11 protein-coding genes are annotated in these 16,651 nt (G+C 47.4%); 8 read left to right on the forward strand and 3 right to left on the reverse strand.

Features of this window, described 5'->3' with window-relative positions; genetic code table 11:
- Positions 1-12: 12 nt before the first annotated feature.
- The gene (locus tag NSQ38_RS08490) at positions 13-1,224 is read right to left on the reverse strand and encodes a sensor histidine kinase (RefSeq protein ID WP_339788582.1); all 1,212 of its coding nucleotides are present in this window, start codon (positions 1,222-1,224) and stop codon (positions 13-15) included.
- A 211-nt stretch (positions 1,225-1,435) separates the two neighbouring features.
- Between NSQ38_RS08490 and NSQ38_RS08495 the strand changes: the two genes are divergently transcribed.
- From NSQ38_RS08495 to NSQ38_RS08505, 3 genes are read left to right on the forward strand one after another with little or no spacing between them, the layout of a single operon-like run.
- Positions 1,436-2,371, forward strand: a complete 936-nt coding sequence (locus NSQ38_RS08495; RefSeq protein ID WP_339788585.1) for an ABC transporter ATP-binding protein — start codon at positions 1,436-1,438, stop codon at positions 2,369-2,371.
- Between the two features lie 12 nt (positions 2,372-2,383).
- Entirely contained in the window at positions 2,384-3,580 is a 1,197-nt protein-coding gene (locus NSQ38_RS08500; RefSeq protein ID WP_339788587.1) for an ABC transporter permease, read from the forward strand.
- Complete coding sequence (locus NSQ38_RS08505) at positions 3,573-4,751, forward strand: ABC transporter permease (RefSeq protein WP_339788588.1); 1,179 nt, start codon at positions 3,573-3,575, stop codon at positions 4,749-4,751. Before NSQ38_RS08500 ends, NSQ38_RS08505 begins: the two co-directional genes overlap by 8 nt.
- A 102-nt stretch (positions 4,752-4,853) precedes the next feature.
- Here the strand turns inward: NSQ38_RS08505 and NSQ38_RS08510 are convergent, their stop codons facing one another.
- The gene (locus tag NSQ38_RS08510) at positions 4,854-5,696 is read right to left on the reverse strand and encodes a flagellar motor protein MotB (RefSeq protein ID WP_339788591.1); all 843 of its coding nucleotides are present in this window, start codon (positions 5,694-5,696) and stop codon (positions 4,854-4,856) included.
- Positions 5,680-6,477 carry a flagellar motor protein gene (locus NSQ38_RS08515; protein ID WP_062837042.1) on the reverse strand — a complete coding sequence of 266 codons (798 nt, stop codon included), beginning with the start codon at positions 6,475-6,477 and terminating at the stop codon, positions 5,680-5,682. The genes NSQ38_RS08510 and NSQ38_RS08515 overlap by 17 nt, the downstream gene beginning before the upstream one ends.
- A 169-nt stretch (positions 6,478-6,646) precedes the next feature.
- Between NSQ38_RS08515 and uvrB the strand changes: the two genes are divergently transcribed.
- The 5 genes from uvrB (at position 6,647) to NSQ38_RS08540 (ending at position 16,219) form a co-directional block, all read left to right on the forward strand.
- A complete protein-coding gene (uvrB, locus tag NSQ38_RS08520; RefSeq protein ID WP_091013102.1) occupies positions 6,647-8,638 on the forward strand; it encodes an excinuclease ABC subunit UvrB in 1,992 nt (663 codons plus the stop codon).
- A gap of 792 nt (positions 8,639-9,430) precedes the next feature.
- Positions 9,431-12,289 carry an excinuclease ABC subunit UvrA gene (gene uvrA / locus NSQ38_RS08525; protein WP_289390465.1) on the forward strand — a complete coding sequence of 953 codons (2,859 nt, stop codon included), beginning with the start codon at positions 9,431-9,433 and terminating at the stop codon, positions 12,287-12,289.
- A 337-nt stretch (positions 12,290-12,626) separates the two neighbouring features.
- Positions 12,627-12,839 carry a hypothetical protein gene (locus tag NSQ38_RS08530; RefSeq protein ID WP_017692026.1) on the forward strand — a complete coding sequence of 71 codons (213 nt, stop codon included), beginning with the start codon at positions 12,627-12,629 and terminating at the stop codon, positions 12,837-12,839.
- Positions 12,840-13,110: 271 nt separating this feature from the next.
- Positions 13,111-14,280, forward strand: coding sequence for a trypsin-like peptidase domain-containing protein (locus NSQ38_RS08535; protein WP_339788593.1), 1,170 nt, complete (start codon positions 13,111-13,113; stop codon positions 14,278-14,280).
- Between the two features lie 43 nt (positions 14,281-14,323).
- Positions 14,324-16,219, forward strand: coding sequence for a stalk domain-containing protein (locus NSQ38_RS08540; protein ID WP_339788595.1), 1,896 nt, complete (start codon positions 14,324-14,326; stop codon positions 16,217-16,219).
- Positions 16,220-16,651: the final 432 nt, after the last annotated feature.

The following is a 16,651-nucleotide window of genomic DNA, read 5'->3' on the forward strand; positions in this document are numbered from 1 at the left end:
TCACTTCCTTTTTCAAAGTGTATCCATCGGGTTCGTTATTGGAATGCGTGTAATCACTGTATACGGAAAAGCCGATTGGATCTCCAACGTTCCTCCCACCATTTGTGTACGTAGACGCATGCTTTCCTGTCCTATGCCACTTCCCTTAGACGAATGAGGATGGATGATGCCATCATTACTTACGCTCATACAGACTTCCTGATCTCTGAATACCAACCCCACTGTGATCGAAGAAGCATTTCCGTGTCGCAGTGCGTTGGTCAGGGCTTCTTTGGCATTTTTGAATAAAACGATTTGTATGCTGGGATACAGCGCATGAGATAGGCCATGAACTTCATAATTTGTCTTTACGCCCGTGTCTCTACCGAATTCCTCTAGGAGACGATCCAGCGAGTAGGCTTCGGATGCATAGGATTTAGGTTGCAGTTTGTGCAGTGTGCTGCGCATATCATCCATACTGGTGGCCAATTGATCGCGAATCTGTCTCACCATTTCCGTTCCTTGTTCCATATTCAGGGGGAGGGTCAGCAAAGCGGCCTCCGACATCATTTTGGTGCGAATCATTCGGTGTCCGATATCATCATGAAGCTGTCTGGAGATACGAGTGCGTTCCTCTGCCTGAGCTACTCCTTCAAGTTGCTTTGTAAATAACAGCAGCTGTTCGCGCGCTTCTTGTAGCTCGTAATGTTTACTGCGGAGCTCGTCATAGACTTGTTCCAGTTGTCCGCGGCTACTCGCCGTTCTTGATCCCTGCCAGGACAGAGCCGCTGTGATGAGCAGAAGCAGGTTGCCAAGAACCATCGCAATTGTCTCTGTGGAGAGTAATGCAGTGGCGGTTGTATTTAGTGTGGTTAACCCAGGCTGCGATGCCTGTGGGACAGAATAATGCCAATGCAAAGCGACATTGTTAGCAATGAGCTGAATCGCAAACATCAACCATCTCCTACTTCCCTCCAGTCTGTATATATATACGTAGAGCACGGATAGAGAGAGGAATAGCAGAAATGTTCCATACGAAGCAATCAGCCAACAGCTCCAGAGTATTTCGGCTAGAAGTAACAGCCACTGCTGTGTACTCGAACGGTTAAAATCTTTCCACACGGAGAGTCCAAGTGCGATGATGATATACAGGGTGTAGATGGCTTCGTTTTCCAAGGGCAGCATCAACATGTACAGTACTGCTGGAACGATAATTAATCCGTATTGCAGAAACCGCATCGGCATATGTAAATGACATCCTTTATATAAAAAGTGGAGTAGAAAATCTCTTGGTAATGCGCCCTTGATTATACCATAAGCAGCATTCGAATCAGGAGATGACTTAAGTCACCTTCGATTCATGACTTTTTGTACCTTCGCTACAGATTGCGAACCGTTACAATAAAATTATGAAATCCAGCGGCGAGGGCCGAAACGGAAAAGGGGCGTAAAAGGGATGGGTATTCTTGAAGTAGATCATGTAGTAAAACGATACGGCAGCAAGCTGTCCGTGGATCATTTGAACCTTAGTGTTGGCAAAGGCGAGATTTTTGGATTGCTCGGTCCCAATGGAGCAGGAAAAAGTACCACCATCAGCATGATTGCAGGGCTCCTGAATATGGATCAGGGTGAAATCAGATTAGATGGGATATCGGTCAAAGAGCGACCGCTTGAAGTAAAGCGCAAGATCGGACTCGTTCCGCAGGATCTGGCTTTATACGAAACCATGTCTGCTGCGGAGAATGTGACCTTTTTTGCCAGACTGTATGGACTGCGTGGAAAATTGCTCAAGGAAAGAGTGCAGGAGTCTCTTGAATTTGTAGGGTTGCAGGATAAAGCAAAAGATGCCCCCTCGACCTTCTCTGGTGGTATGAAACGCAGGTTAAACATCGCATGTGCGATTACACATCGCCCGGATCTCATTATTATGGATGAACCTACAGTTGGCATTGATCCGCAATCTCGGAATCATATTCTGGAATCGGTACGGACACTCAACAAGATGGGTTCAACGATCATATATACAAGTCATTACATGGAGGAAGTGGCGGCGATTAGTCACCGGGTTGCGATTATGGATCAGGGGCGAATTATTGCCTGTGGGACTGAAGCAGAGCTGAGAGAACGAGTAGCATCGGAGGAAAAAGTAGTGCTTTCCACTTCCGGTATTGGTCCCAACGTCGTGGAAGAACTGAAACTTCACCCCCGTGTGCGGATGGTAGACGTTTCAGAGAATACACTGACCATTACGCTGCCTTCGGCACAGCAGGATCTCCAGGATCTGCTCTTCATTTGCAGCAAACATGAAGTATCCATTCAGTCGCTCAAGGTCGAAGAGCCCGATCTGGAAACGTTGTTCCTCAATCTGACCGGGCGTACGCTTCGGGACTAGGGGGAACAAGAGATGAATATATGGCATATTTGCATCTTTGAATTAAGGCGTAATCTTAAGATTCGATCTGTAGTGTTAAACCTGTTTATTTTGCCGTTGTTACTGATTTTTATATTGGGCACGGCACTTTCCAGTACGATGGGGACGGCGGATGACGTTATTCCGGATACTGTACGTGTGGGAATCATCCATTTGAGCACTGAATCTGGTGGAGGATCAAGTACGCTTAATCAAGCGCTGGATACATTCGTTAAATCCCCGGAAGTGGCTGAGATGGTCAAGGTGCAGAACTTTACGACTGAAGAAGAGGCAGTCCATTCGCTGCGTACCGGCAAGCTAGACTTTGCTGTAATGATTCCTTCGGATTTTGAGCAAAACGTGATGACGGGAAAAGAGGCCAGGTTACAGTGGATACGAGGAAAGGACAACACACTTAATACCTTGGGTGAAACTTTGTTCACACGTTTTACGGATGAATGGAACCGACATATGGCGATTACCAAAGTGCTCGGTCCGGAAGTGACTGCTGCCATGGCCTCTGCTTCGGAGTCTGGTACGGCGAATTCCACCTCTATTGCTGTCACTAATCCCGGTAAGACAGGTACGGCGTATAGTGCCTCCCAATACTATGCAGCTTCCATGCTGGCGATGTTCATGTTGTACTCGGGTATGACAACAAGTACCAGCCTTTTTGGAGAGCGTGATAACAAAACGTTAATTCGTCTTCAGGCTGCGCCTATAGGCAATGGAGTTATTTTCGCTGGCAAAATTGCAGGTAATAGTCTGCTCGCTTTCTTACAAGCAACAACGATCATACTTATGACGTATTGGTTCTATGGTGTAGATTGGGGAACGCATCCTTGGTATATTGTGCTCACTTGTGTATGTATCACATTGGCATCCATGACCCTTGGCGTGATCGTGGCATTGGTATGCAAAAGCACGGCATCGGCCAGTGCAACCTTACAAGGTATCATCGTTGCCATGACATTCATTAGCGGTGGGTTCATGCCCATTCCGATTGATTTTGTACAACGGCTTAGCCAATTTACGGTTAACCACTGGGCACTCCAGAGTTTTCTGAGAATGATGCTGGATGCACCTGTACGAGAGATTGTATATAACATTCTAATGTTAGGCGTGGTATGCGCTGTATTACTGTTCATCTCAGGAATGATCTATAGAAAGGCAGGATACCGATATGAATAGTCTACACATCGCCTGGTTGATGATTAGACGTACACTTGGCCGTAAAATGGGCTTCATTACGTTTCTGCTTCTGCCTTGCCTGGTGGTTACAGGAGCGGTTGCTCTATTTGGAAGCGAGCAGAGTACACGTACTGTTATTCCCTATGTCAACGAGGATGGAGGGGTGGCAGGGACATGGATGATTCATGAACTTGCTGGCAAAGAGGAGTATCTGCTCAAGCCGATGACAAACGAAGCAGAAGTGAAGGAAGCCATCGCTCAGCAAAAAGGAAGTTCTGGTATCATCATTCCGGCACATTATACGGAGGATCTGTTACAAGGAAAGCCAACCGAAATTAAACTTGTGGAACTGCGTATAAGTGAAGATTCCTATACACTACGAGCGGCGGTTGAAGGTTTGACGAGCGGATTGCAACAATCTGCTTCAGCTGTTACGTTGGCCGCGGGTCGTGTCTCAAGTGAGAATGACATAGCGGTGAAGATACAGAAGCCGTTTGAACAGCTATTACAGGAAACAGGAAAGCATCAGATTGCTGGTGAAGTCACGGATCTGCAGATCTATCCTAAGCGGGGCCTGAACAATGTGACTGGATTTACGATTATGTTTATGATGGGGCTGCTGACCAGTGCAGTGGCTGTGATTATGGAAGATCGCAGGAAACGTACGATGGCCAGAGTATATACGGCACCCGTCCGTGCATATGAGATTGCGCTTGGTAATTTCCTCGGTAGCTTTGTCATTGGCATGATTCAGATTGTGATGGTTCTAGGAGTCAGCAGGTGGCTGTTGCATTATGATGCCGGCATTCCTTTTGGCATTCATTTCATGATATTGGCGGCATTCATGCTGGTCTCCATGGGGATCGCAAGTACGGTGGCAGGATTAATCCGTAATCCGAAAAATGCCAACATGCTGAATTCACTTGTCATTATGCCAACCTGCATGATAGGTGGTTGTTTCTGGCCGATCTCGTTGATGCCGGATTATATGCAAAAGCTCGCCAACTTCGTTCCACAGAAATGGGCGATTCAGGCGGTGGAAACGATCTCTGCTGGCGGTACATTGTCGGATATCACACTGCCACTATTGATTTTGTTTGGCATGGCTGCCATTTTACTGACCGTAGGCTCCGCGATTTTACGCCCTAGCCAACCAGGTGTAGAGGCATAAAGGTAATACGACATAAAAAAAGCACGCTCTGCTGAATTGAATTCAGTTAGAACATGCTTTTTTTGCTTATAAGAAATGATGCATTATGTGAGATATAGATGATTAAGGTTGGAGTTGACGCAGGACCGTTATTTCGACCCGACGGTTCTTTTGTCTTCCGGCCGCTGTAGTGTTGTCACCCGTTGGGCGAGTATCCGCATATCCAGCATACTGGAATCCGTCCGGGTTAAGTTTCTCTGTATCCAGAAAAAATCGTAATACAGACAGTGCGCGTTCTCCGGAAAGTTCCCAGTTGTCTTTGTACGTGGAGTTGGCCCCGACCGGAATATTGTCCGTATGTCCTTCGATGCTGACAACGGTATTCAGATCCCGAAACAGGCTGGCAAGTTTACTGAGCGTTGGTGCTGCACCGTCCTTTAGAGCGGCCTGGCCCTGATCAAACAGGAAGCGGTCACTAAGTGTAATGGATAGGCCCTGTGGCTTGTCCGCAACAAAAATCTGATTTTCCAGTTTATTATCCTCGATATATTGGGTAATCACATTGAACAGATTTTGCAATTCCTGCTCCTGTGATCTGAATTGTTCTTCCCGTTCTGTGAGGGGCTTGTCATCATCATCTGGCGTTGCAGTTCCGGCATCGGAAGGGGTTCCTTCACCTTTTGAAGGATCTTCACCCTGCACCTCGGATGGTGGAGTCTCTGTAATCGTTTGACCAGGTTTCTCACCAAGTCCCTCACCAAGCTCAAGGATAGAGTCGGACGCATTGAATGTATTTTGTAACGATTGAGTAACGACGTCATATTTACCGGAATCCAGATTGCTCATGGCATACATGATGACAAAAAAGATCAAAAGCAGGGTTATGAGATCGGCATAAGTAATCATCCAGCGATCCCGATGATCGATAGTTTCACGTTTTCCGCGCCGTTTACTGCGCCGACTCATCCAATCCCTCCTTTGCTAGGGGGCGTATATGCTGACGATGCGTGAGGGTGAAGGACTCCAGTCTTTTGCGTACAAGCTGGGGATTCTCACCGTTCTGAATGGCAAGTACACCTTCGAGAAGCATTTCCATGGTCTGCACTTCGTCGGCACCTCTTGATTTGATCTTGGAGGCAATGGGCAAAAAGATAAGGTTGGCACTGGCGACCCCATACAGGGTTGCGGTAAAGGCAACAGCAATGGCAGGTCCGAGTCCGGTTGGATCGGTTAAACTGCCAAGTACCTGAATAAGTCCCATCACGGTTCCGATGATCCCCATGGTTGGGGCGTAACCACCAGCGGATTCGAATATTTTGGCATAACCCTCATGTTTTTGTTCAATGGAGTCAATCTCCATCTCCAGGATCTGGCGAACCACATCCTGATCCGTACCATCAACAACCATCTGAATACCGTCTTGCAAAAATGGATGCGGATGATCCATAACCTTGCGTTCCAATGCAAGTACACCTGAGCGGCGTGCGATTGAAGACATCTCCACCAGTTCTTCGACCCATAAGCCTGATTCATTGTTGTTACGTCCAAAAGCCATACGCAGGGCAGCTGGAATCGTACGAAGGCGATGCGCCGGGAAACTGGCAACCACAGCAGCAATCGTTCCACCGAATACAATTAAAGCAGCCGTTTTTTGCAGGAGACCAGACAATTGGCCGCCTTCCCACAAAAAACCGCTAATGACTGCGGCAATTCCGGCAATAATACCGATAAGTGTCGCAATATCCATAAATTAACCCACTCCTATCTTCATTTCACGTTTGCATCACTAAAACGAACGAGGTATAATTAAACGGGAACAAATATTCCTATTACTATAAGTTTTCCCATATGAAAATTCGGGGAACTTCGACAATATATAGTGACTATTATTTTAGACGATAGGGTGAGATACGGCAATGAGCGATATTATAATGAGCGACAAAACGTTCGAAATCGAGTCAGAGTTTTCTCCCCAAGGTGATCAGCCGGCAGCCATTAAAGAATTGGTGAAGGGTGTTCAGGAGGGGAAGAGGTACCAGACACTGCTGGGTGCAACGGGTACGGGTAAGACGTTTACGATAGCCCAGACGATAGCCCAACTGCAACGTCCAACGCTGATTATTGCACACAACAAAACGTTGGCAGCGCAGCTTGCAAGTGAGTTCAAAGATTTTTTCCCTAATAACATGGTTGAGTATTTCGTCAGTTATTATGATTACTTTCAGCCAGAAGCATATATCCCGTCCTCCGATACGTATATCGAGAAGGATTCAAGTATTAATGAAGAGATCGACAAACTGCGGCACGCAGCGACAAGTTCGTTGTTTGAACGCAGGGACGTCATCATTGTAGCGAGTGTATCCTGCATTTATGGTTTGGGTTCACCGCACTCGTATTCAAGCATGTTGCTGTCCCTTCGGGTAGGCATGGAGAAACCGCGCAATCAGATTTTGTCCCGTCTGGTAGAGATCCAGTATCAGCGGAACGATATTAACTTTGTGCGGGGGACGTTCCGTGTTCGTGGGGATGTTGTTGAGATTTTCCCTGCCTCCAAGGGTGAACATGCAATTCGGGTTGAATTGTTCGGTGATGAGATCGAGAAAATTACGGAGATTGATGTGTTAACCGGAGAACTGATTGGCGAACGTGAACATATTGCCATCTTCCCGGCGTCTCACTTCGTAACGCAAGAAGAGACGATGAAGGTTGCGCTGGTGAACATTGAGCGTGAACTGGAGGAGCGTCTGGAAGTGTTGCGTGAACAGGGGAAACTGCTGGAGGCTCAGCGACTGGAGCAGCGCACACGGTACGATATCGAGATGATGAAGGAAGTTGGATTCTGTTCGGGGATTGAGAACTATTCCGGTCCACTGACTTTCCGCGAACGCGGCGATACCCCATACACACTGATGGATTACTTCCCGGATGACATGTTGATCGTGGTCGATGAGTCTCACGTGACTTTGCCACAGATCCGTGCAATGTACAATGGTGACCAAGCGCGGAAGACGGTATTGGTTGAACATGGTTTCCGCCTGCCGTCAGCGCTGGATAATCGTCCACTCAAATTCGAAGAGTTCGAAGGCAAGATGGATCAGATCATCTATGTATCGGCCACACCGGGCCCGTATGAAATTGAGCATACCGATACGATGGTGCAACAGATTATCCGTCCAACCGGACTGCTTGATCCAATCATTGAACTGCGTCCAACGAAGGGACAGATCGATGACTTGATCGGTGAGATTAACGACCGGATTGCCAAAGACGAGCGTGTGTTGATTACAACATTAACGAAGAAGATGTCCGAGGATCTTACGGATTATCTGAAGGAAGTTGGAATCAAGGTTCGTTATCTGCACTCCGAGATCAAGACGTTGGAACGGATGGCGATTTTACGTGATTTAAGATTAGGCGTTTTCCATGTCCTAATTGGAATTAACTTGCTCCGGGAAGGTCTCGATCTACCCGAAGTATCCTTGGTAGCCATATTGGATGCCGATAAGGAAGGATTCCTGCGTTCCGAACGCTCACTGATCCAAACGATTGGTCGTGCAGCACGGAACAGCGAGGGTCGCGTTATTCTATACGGTGACAAAGTGACGGATTCGATGGATAAGGCGATAAAGGAAACAGAACGTCGTCGTGCGATTCAGATCGAGTACAACGAGAAGCACGGAATTACACCACAGACGATTCGCAAAAAAGTGCGTGATGTGATTGAGGCAACCAAAGTTGCCGAATCCAAGAAAGACTATCTCACAGGCGCAGCCGAGAAGATGTCGAAGAAAGATCGCCAGGCGCTTATTCAGCGCCTAGAGGTAGAGATGAAAGATGCAGCCAAAAACCTGCAGTTTGAGCGTGCTGCTGAGCTTCGCGATGCGTTGCTGGAACTTCGCGCTGAATAAGATACTGCTCATTTATATGCTCCAGTAAAGGATTTGTAACAAGGGAACGGCCAATTGGCCGTTCTCTTGTTGAGTAAGGAAATCGTTGATATCTACCGATAATAAGAGATGTTGAAATCTTGAATTCGGGTCTATACTGATAGAAATGTTGAAATTGGTTAAAAGGTTTATAGGAAATCAATTGGGAGTCGAGAGTGCCCCAGTGTTGACCTCGGAGCCGAGCCAAAGGCAATGGCGACCTGACGCGATCAAGGCGAAGCTGAGCGCGTCCCGGTGTTGAGCTTGGAGCCGAGCCGAAGGCAATGGCGACCTGTCGCGAGCGTGGCGAAGCCGAGAGCGTCCCGGTGTTGACCTTGGAGCCGAGCCGAAGGCAATGGCGACTTGCCGCGAACATGGCGAAGCCGAGAGCGTCCCGCTTTTGACCTTGGAGCCGAGCCAAAGGCAATAGCGACCCTGTCGCGACCAAGGCGAAGCCGAGAGCGTCCCGCTCTTGACCTTGGAGCCGAGCCAAAGGCAATGGCGACCTGCCGCGATCAAGGCGAAGCCGAGAGCGTCACTCTCGCAGTAGAGCGGCCGTATAAGGTTCCGGCAATGAGCCAGAACCTTATACGGAGCCGCGGGCACACGACAACCCTTCACATAGCAAGACCCGACCCCTCACCGTTGCACCGCTTGTTTCGGGTGTCCAGAGGGCTGCGCCCTCTGGGGCCCTCCCTTGGAAGGGAGGGTTTGGGAGGGATCGAAAAGCCTTTTAAAAGGTTTGGATTAGTAAATTTGAGAGGATGAATACTATTGGCGAGCGATAACATTGTCATTAAAGGCGCACGAGCGCATAACCTGAAAAATATCGACATTACCATCCCACGTGACCGCTTTGTGGTATTGACCGGCCTGAGTGGCTCAGGCAAGTCCTCGCTGGCTTTTGACACCATATATGCCGAAGGACAGCGACGTTATGTCGAATCATTGTCAGCTTACGCAAGGCAGTTTCTGGGACAGATGGAGAAACCGGATGTGGATTCCATTGAAGGATTATCTCCTGCCATTTCAATAGATCAGAAAACAACAAGTCGTAACCCGCGTTCCACAGTAGGAACCGTGACCGAAATTTATGATTATCTGCGTCTGTTATTTGCACGTGTGGGCCATCCACATTGTCCGGACCATGGCGTGGAGATCAGTTCCCAGACCGTAGAGCAAATGGTTGACCGTATTATGCAATACCCAGAGCGTACCCGGTTGCAGATTTTGGCACCCATTATCTCGGGCCGTAAGGGCGAGCATAAAAGTGTATTTGCTGATGTGTCCAAGCAGGGCTTTGTCCGTGTGCGGGTGAACGGGGAACTGCGTGACCTGTCAGAAGATATTCAATTGGAGAAAAATAAAAAGCATACGATTGAAGTCGTTGTTGACCGAATTGTCGTTAAAGATGATGTGCAGGCACGTCTGGCCGACTCTATTGAAACAGCACTTAATTTGTCCGGTGGACAACTCCTGGTGGATATTATGGGTGAAGAAGAGCTGCGATTCAGTTCCAACTTTGCCTGCCCGGTGTGTGGATTCAGTATTGAAGAGCTGGCACCACGGATGTTCTCATTTAACAGTCCTTTCGGGGCTTGCCCGGATTGTGATGGGTTAGGTGTCAAAATGATCGTTGACCCTGATCTGCTCGTACCGGATCGCAGCAAGACGATCGAAGAGGGAGCTTTTGATGCCTGGACAGGTGGCACATCCACCTATTATCCGCAGTTCCTGAAGTCAGTATGTGAACACTTCAACATTCCGCAGAATGTACCTGTCGAAGATCTGCCCGCTGAGCAGATGAACAAGTTGTTGCAGGGTACAGGTACGGAGAAAATCCGTTTCCGTTATGAGAATGATTTTGGACAACGGAAGGAAGCGCTGGTTACCTTTGAAGGTATCGTGAATAACCTGGAGCGTCGTTACCGTGATACAGCATCTGAAGGTATCCGTGAATTTATTGAAGGTTACATGAGTGCGAAGCCTTGTGGTACGTGTAAAGGTCAACGTCTGAAACGCGAGAGTCTTGCTGTTACGATTAATGATCACAACATGGCCTATGTGACTAGTTTGTCCATTGGTGAAGCTGGCCGATTCTTTGATACATTGGAATTGACGGAGAAAGAGCAGACAATTGCCAAACTGATTTTGAAAGAAATCAACAGCCGTCTCGGCTTCCTGGTGAATGTTGGTCTGGATTACCTTACACTGAGTCGTGCTGCCGGAACATTGTCCGGTGGGGAAGCTCAGCGGATCCGACTGGCTACACAGATCGGTTCCAGCCTGATGGGTGTACTGTATATTCTGGATGAGCCAAGTATCGGTCTGCATCAACGGGATAATGACCGTCTGATCTCAACGCTTGCGCATATGCGCGACATTGGTAACACGTTGATCGTGGTTGAACATGATGAGGATACGATGATGGCTGCCGACTATATTATTGATATTGGCCCAGGTGCAGGTATCCACGGGGGTACCATCATGTCACAGGGTACACCGGAGGAGATCATGAATGATGAGAACTCCTTAACCGGTCAATATCTGAGTGGACGCAAATTCATTCCGATTCGTACGGAACGTAGAAGTGTAGGAGACCGTTGGTTGGAAGTACGTGGAGCCAAAGAAAATAACCTGAAGAATCTGAATGTGAAGATTCCTGTAGGTGTATTCACCGCGGTAACGGGTGTGTCAGGTTCTGGTAAATCCACATTAATCAATGAGATCCTGTACAAAACGCTGGCACGTGATCTGAACCGTGCTCGGGTACGTCCGGGTCAACATAAAGAAATTCGTGGTTTGGAGCATATCGATAAAGTTATCGATATTGACCAATCACCAATCGGGCGGACACCACGTTCCAACCCGGCTACGTATACCGGTGTCTTTGATGATATCCGGGATCTGTTTGCTCAGACGAATGAAGCCAAAGTACGTGGATACAAGAAAGGCCGGTTCAGCTTTAATATCAAAGGTGGACGTTGTGAAGCCTGCCGTGGAGACGGTATTATCAAAATCGAGATGCACTTCTTGCCGGACGTTTATGTTCCTTGTGAAGTCTGCAAAGGCAAACGATACAACCGGGAAACGCTTGAAGTGAAATATAAAAACAGAAATATCTCCGATGTGCTGGAAATGACGGTTGAAGATGCAACCCAATTCTTCGAGAACATTCCGAAGATCCATCGTAAAATGCAGACACTGATGGATGTGGGCTTGGGTTATATCAACCTTGGACAACCTGCAACCACATTGTCTGGTGGTGAAGCCCAGCGGGTGAAGCTTGCTTCCGAGCTGTATCGCCGCAGTACAGGGAAAACCATCTACATCCTCGATGAACCGACTACCGGTTTGCATGTCGATGATATCGACCGTTTGCTGAACGTATTGCACCGTCTGGTTGATTCCGGGGAATCGGTGTTGGTGATTGAGCATAACTTGGATGTGATCAAAACAGCAGACTATGTTGTTGATCTGGGGCCGGAAGGCGGTAGTGGTGGAGGAACCATTGTTGCAACCGGAACCCCTGAGGATATCATCAAAGTGGAAGCTTCCTACACAGGCAAGTACTTGAAGCCGGTTCTGGAGCGGGATACCGAGCGCAGCAAGGCACTGCAATTGGTGGACTAAGGTCAGCTAACCATTAGTTATATCCTATGAAGTGGCATTATTGGCCCTTCTTTTCGAAAAGGTTGAGACGTTGGATTACGATCTGATGTGCTCTGCTTCCGAGAAGAAGGGCTTTTTAATTTTGAATTATGCACCGTTTTTCTTCGGATTAAAGTTATTTCGTGAAAGTGTTTACATATGCATGATGACGAGCAATACAGGAATATTCGGCCAAATTGGCTTTTTTTCATTTTTATGGATGATAGGGCTTGCATTACAAGCAGGGTACAGATAACATAGAGGAAGATATTAGGGTATGCGTTAGCTGTTCAACTATGGTAAGGAGGTCTGTCTATCCATGCTGTTTGCAGAAGCTGCCACGGCGAGTACATCGAATTTTAATGCATTTGATATTTTTGTCATCTTATTTACGATTCTGATTTTCATCGGAGTTGTTCGGCTTCTTCGGGCACCGAAGAAAAATCTGTTTGCGATCGGATTTGCAGTAGTCAGCCTACTGGTATTTCTGATGACAGACTATGCGATGATAACGGGTTGGTTTGCTCAGTAGGAATGCCGTTAAATGTAATCTAAGCCAAAAGAGGTACAGACGAACACTTTCCAGAGAGACATGGAGGGTGTTTTTTTCGTTTATATCGAGCGATAGAACAAGATTCTACCTTCTCTACTAAAATAGGACTTAAAACAATTGTATATCCAGATTCTGTATGATACATTGAGGGATACCGGAATTGCAGATGAGAGAAAGAGAGAATAGATTCAGCAATGAATCCGATGTCGAGTCGCGCAAGAAGGATGTATAGAGAGGGTCAGGTGAGAATATGAGCGTGTTGGGTAAAAAGGGAATAGCCATACTGATGGCTGCTGTACTCTCGATTAGTGTGGCGGCAACGGCCGGTGCAGCTGAATCCAAAACGGCAATGCAAGCGAAGGTGGTAGACGGTCAAGTCTATGTGAACACCAAGGATCTGCTCAAGGCAGTTGGTGGAAGTGGACAATATGATGCCAAATCCGGAACGTACACGTACAAGGGAAGTGAAGCCATTCCCAAAGTGATCGAAAAGGTATCTCCTTCGGTCGTAGGCATTATTGGGAAATCTACCGAAGTGCAGGACGGTGCAACATCAGACGATCGATATAATCTTGCACATGGTACAGGTGTCATTATCCGGTCCAATGGATGGATTGTAACAAATGCTCACGTGGTAGATGGATTAATAAACCCTGTGGTCGTTACAACGGATGGCAATACATACAAAATTACGAAAACATACAGTGATGCACTCAGTGATCTGGCGCTAATCAAAATCAATGCCAAATCACTCAAACCGGCGAGCTTCGCCAAAGCTTCACAAACCACTGTTGGAGAAACGGTGATTGCCTTGGGTACGCCGATTTCCTTTTCTTTGCGCAACTCGGCAACGGTAGGGGTAATTAGCGGCTTGAATCGTGGTGTTGAGGCGACCTACCGGTTGATTCAGACCGACACGGCCATTAACCCAGGAAATAGCGGAGGACCGCTGGTCAACCTGAAGGGTGAAGTGGTTGGTATCAACTCGATGAAATTCTCTGCGGTAGGCGTAGAGAGTTTGGGATTTTCGATTCCAGTGGATACCGTTCAATATATCATCGATCAGTTTTTTAAATATGGCAAAATAAAACGTGCAAGTCTGGGGTTACAGCTGGAAGAAAGCTGGTCTGCGATTGTGGGCCTGCCTACAGATGATCCCTTAACGATTACGGGCGTACTGTCTCCTGAAGCCAAGAAAGCCAAAATCAAAGAGGGCGATGTCCTTTACAGTGTCGCGGGCACACGTGTCTCTTCAGTAGTGGATATCAATGAGTTGCTCAAAAAGTATCTGCCTGGACAAAAGGTAAAGCTGTTGATGCAATCGGATGGCGATATCGTCACCCGCACGTTGGTGCTTGCTGATCGCGCAGACATCGTAGACGAGGAAGATGAAGCGTTCCTTGCAGATGAAGAACAATAAAGCCCGGCGATCAGCCCGGATGTAGAGAGGACGAAAGAACGGAATGAAAAAGTCATGGATACGTGTGCTAAGCACAGGTGTATTAACCGGGATGCTGACCATTGGCGCGGCATTGCCTGTATGGGCATCTGATCTGACGACAAGTGAACTACGTGTCAAAGCGGGTAGCACGAGCGCCTACATTAACGGCGATAAGCAGGCCATAGCCAAACCTTACAAGTTCAAGGGTGTAACGATGGTGCCTGTTGGAGTGTTCAAGAAAGCATTTGGCAGCGAGATCCGGCTGGAGAAAAATGATGTTGTCAAAATCAAGGAAGGTTCACACACGGTTACCCTAACGATTGGCAGTTCGATTGCTTGGGTGGATGGTGTAAAACATGAAATGGGTGCCGCCCCCAAGATGGTGAATGGCGTACTTATGGTTCCACTTCGTGCGGTTGCTGCCGGTATCGGAGCGACGCTAGCTCCAACCAGTTCCGGAGAAATGGTCATTCGTCTGTTGCAAACCGATGATTCGGTGGATGATGAGGATGGTATTCATCCGGATGAAGGCAAAACCAGAATTGGCAACAGTTTTTACGGTTGGTCCATTAACTACCCGGCAGACCTTATGGTTTTCCAGACCGGTGAGCAGGAGCGCATGATGACTTTTGGCGCTGCGGACAACAGTTATTATCTTGAAGTGTATGTCAGCGATCAGGATGTGGCTCTGGATGCGGATGATTTGTTGCAGCAACTTGTCCAGGAGGCCAAACAATCGGGAGATACGGTGCTGGATCGTGAAGCGGTGTCGAAAGGCAAAACGCCTTATGCACGGATTATCGTGAAAGATGTAGACGGCATGTTATGGGAGATGCGTCAGTATTTGAGCGAAGGTCGTCAATATGATGTGTACCTCGCGGATTACGAAGCTCTGAATTATAAAGATCTGGGCAAACGTGCAGCGCTGCTCAATTCATTCCAGCCAACCTATGCGGAATCGGATCGAACGATTAAGGATCTGTCCACCGTAGATAATGGCATGCGCTCTGCGTGGAACGATGACTATGGTATTGAATTGAAGATTCCTGCCGGCTGGTCGATGGATAACAATCAGATGATCTATGAAGCCAAGGATGGTGCATTTCTGCAATGGCGTGTCACATCGGCGAAGGCAGGTACAACAGTAAAAGACTGGAGCGGCCAACTGGATAAGTGGATGCGCGAGACATTTACACCAGAGAGTTACGAGCCAATTGGCTCATATACGATGGATATCTCGGGAGAGACTGCCGAGGTGAATGAATTCCGTTATAACTTTGGCGGAGGCTGGCAGACCGAGTTTGATGTTCTTTTGCAGAAGAATGGGTATCGATATTATGCAGAGTATACGTTCCCTGAGGAGCAGGTTGCAGATCGGGCATGGTTTGAACGGATTATGAAGAGTGTGGAGATTGATTTTGATACGGTTGCCGATAATTTCGGTCAGCTGGATGAAGATCCTTATTTGACAGACAAAACGAAGACACTTACACGTACGTCCAAACGTTATAAATACAGTGTAGATATTCCGCGTTACTGGACGCCGTATAGTGATCGATTCGAATATTCACCTGTGGTGTACACCTTTACCGGCGGAGAATTCTCCATTGCGGCGAGCGAAGACAAGTCAATCGAGATGACGGTCAGCCAATTGAGAGAAGCTTATGCCGAAGCCACCAAAACGCGGAAAAACTTCCAGCTGCTACGCAGTGAGGAGCTGACGTTTGCGGGTGTGCCTGCATTTTCCTTTACGTATCATGAGCTGGACAAAGGCGTGCCATATGCGGGTCGGCAGATCGTGTTTGAAAAGGATGGAACAACCTATACGATCACAAGTGGGCTGAATGATGCCAACAAGACAGAAGTTCAGGCGGCAGCCTTGGAAAAAGCAGTGAACTCATTTACTTTTATTAAATAATTGTAGTGGAGCCGGAGGGTCAAAAGACCTTTCGGCTTATTTGTTTCCTGTATAAGATAAATTAAATATTTACACTGGGACGAAGAGTGCAGAACCGATCTGAAGAAGCGAAGCGTGCGCGTTTATCACCAGATTTTCCCCTTTAGAAAAGGAAATAAAAAAATCTAGAGGGTAACAGAGATCGGAAGATGGTACTGCAATCGGAGTGTCTAGTGTAAATCTTAATGAAAATGAAAATGGTAAACGGTTTTTTCAGGAAAACGTAGAAGAGTCGGTGCAGAAGTGGTACACTATACTAGTTCAGGAGTTATGACTGCTGATCTGATGAATATGAATGACTGTAAGCTTGGAGTTCAGGCAATACAGACATAATAGATAGATATTGTAATACCGTGACAATGCAGGTGTACCCGATAAGGTGCAGTCTTAGGC

The organism is Paenibacillus sp. FSL R7-0313 (genome assembly GCF_037969885.1).
In the GTDB taxonomy this organism is placed as follows: Bacteria; Bacillota; Bacilli; order Paenibacillales; family Paenibacillaceae; genus Paenibacillus.